Raw genomic sequence first — 1,281 nt, forward strand, 5'->3', positions numbered from 1 at the left:
AGAGCGTGCGGCAGAACGGACTCGAGCCCGCGGACGCGCTGCTGGAGGGGTGCGGCGGCGCGGCCGGCTGCCGGGTGCTCACACGTCGGCGCCCGCACCGGGAAACGGTGCGGGCGCCGACGATGGGAAAGGGTCGTGCCTGTCCGGCCAGTTCAGGTCCGGTCGGGTCAGGCGTGGCGGTGCGAGCTTCGGTTACCTGTCACGGCACGGTAGATCAGCAGCAGGATCACCGAGCCGATGATGGCTGCCACCCACGTGGACAGGTCGAAGAAGCCGTCGATCGAATCGACGCCGAAGATGACCTTGCCCAGCCAGCCGCCCAGCAGACCACCGGCCACGCCGATCAGCATGGTGATGATGATGCCACCGGGGTCGCGCCCGGGGAGCAGCGCCTTCGCGATGGCGCCGGCGATCAGGCCGATCAGGATCCAGGCGATGATGCCCACGATTCCTCCACAGTCATCCAGGTTGTCTGTCCTTTCTTCGGATGATCCGTACACGCCACGGCAAACCAACTATTCGCGCCACCTCCCCGGATGATTACGGAGCGTGAGGAAACCAATCACCGGTCCGGCACGTATAAGTCCCTGGAGGCGGAGCGCCCGGCGACCGAGTGGCAGCGCCGGGCGGGTCGTGTCCGAACGGAGAAGGTGACGGACCGTCCCAGGGAGAGACCCATGCGCATGTTCGCCCTCGACTACGCCCGGCCGGCGGAGGATCCCCTGGTCACCCACGCGCCGCCCTACAGATACGACCCGCTCCTGCAGGTGAACGTCCTCGACGACGGGCGTCCGGCCGCACACGACCGCGCGCTGCTCCGCGAGCTGGGGTCGACCACCTCCACCGCCGGTTCCAAGACCCATTTCGACGACTGACGGAGGTGGTGCGGACGCGAAGCGATGACCGTACTGATCCTGACATGTACACAGGATGTGACGGCGGATCTGGTGGTGGACCGGCTCGGCTCACAAGGGGTCCGGGTCGTCCGCCTGGATCCGGCCGATCTTCCGGGAGCGGTCGGCCTGTCCGGGGAGTACGGCGACGGCGGGCTGCGCGGCACGCTCTCGGTGGGCGGCCGCCGGGTCGGGCTGGGCGCGCTGCGGTCGGTCTGGGTGCGCCGGCCCGGGGTCGCGGGCAGCGGCGGGGCGCAGGCGTCGGCCTGGCTCACCCAGGAGGCGACACAGGCGCTGTACGGCATGCTGCGGGGCAGTGGTGCGCGCTGGATGAATCCACCCGAGGCCGCCTACCTGGCGCGGCACAAGCCCTGGCAGTTGCGGCTGG

Annotated in this window: 3 protein-coding genes; 2 read left to right on the forward strand and 1 reads right to left on the reverse strand. The window is 69.6% G+C overall.

Going from position 1 to position 1,281, the window contains the following annotated elements:
- Window positions 1-167 precede the first annotated feature (167 nt).
- Window positions 168-446, reverse strand: coding sequence for a GlsB/YeaQ/YmgE family stress response membrane protein (locus HW445_RS31405; protein ID WP_180224167.1), 279 nt, complete (start codon window positions 444-446; stop codon window positions 168-170).
- A gap of 231 nt (window positions 447-677) precedes the next feature.
- Between HW445_RS31405 and tgmA the strand changes: the two genes are divergently transcribed.
- Together tgmA and HW445_RS31415 are read left to right on the forward strand one after the other, a co-directional pair.
- Entirely contained in the window at window positions 678-875 is a 198-nt protein-coding gene (tgmA, locus tag HW445_RS31410) for a putative ATP-grasp-modified RiPP (RefSeq protein WP_180224168.1), read from the forward strand.
- A 24-nt stretch (window positions 876-899) separates the two neighbouring features.
- On the forward strand, window positions 900-1,281 hold a 382-nt coding region (locus HW445_RS31415), incomplete at its 3' end, for an MvdC/MvdD family ATP grasp protein (protein WP_374939735.1).

Source organism: Streptomyces sp. UH6, from assembly GCF_013421635.1.
In the GTDB taxonomy this organism is placed as follows: Bacteria; Actinomycetota; Actinomycetes; order Streptomycetales; family Streptomycetaceae; genus Streptomyces; species Streptomyces abyssomicinicus.

Coding starts and splice junctions, on each gene's coding strand:
- tgmA (WP_180224168.1), top strand. CDS start 678: ATGCGCATGTTCGCCCTCGACTACGCCCGGCCGGCGGAGGATCCCCTG.